Origin of the sequence: Campylobacter sp. 2018MI01 (genome assembly GCF_018501205.1) — a bacterium.
Classification (GTDB): domain Bacteria; phylum Campylobacterota; class Campylobacteria; order Campylobacterales; family Campylobacteraceae; genus Campylobacter_E.
In genome coordinates, this window is sequence record NZ_JAHCZE010000200.1 from 1 (window position 1) to 395 (window position 395).

Below are 395 nucleotides of genomic sequence, written 5' to 3' on the forward strand. Positions count from 1 at the left end.
GCCTTCGTGGTGAGGACGACGAAATCCTTGCCTTGTTCAAAGGGAGGGGCTTTCATCGTGATGGTAAAAGACCCATCGTTATTCATCGGCCTACCTTGAGCGAACCGGGAGCCACTAGCTTTTTGACTCGGGGTATAGACCCAGATTGTCGATGGGGACTCCGTCGTGTCCTTGCTCGGGTCATAGCCGTAGAACTTGTCCGAATTGCCATAGAACTCGGGCACCGAGGCCGGTGCCACAGCAACGTAGACACCGAAGCCGGTAGTCGAGAATCCCTTCCCACTGATGGTGATATCACCTCCCTCACGACCTACTGGTATCACGGTTACCGTCGGACCAGCTGCCCATGCCGCCGGAGTGATCAACACTCCGGTAAGGGCCAAGATGGCCCCGAG

At 56.7% G+C, this 395-nt stretch carries 1 protein-coding gene; it reads right to left on the minus strand.

Annotated features, from left to right (window positions below; all coding sequences use genetic code 11):
• The coding region (locus tag KJQ97_RS09660; RefSeq protein WP_214120731.1) for a hypothetical protein at nucleotides 1–383 on the minus strand (383 nt) is incomplete at its 3' end.
• Nucleotides 384–395 lie beyond the last annotated feature (12 nt).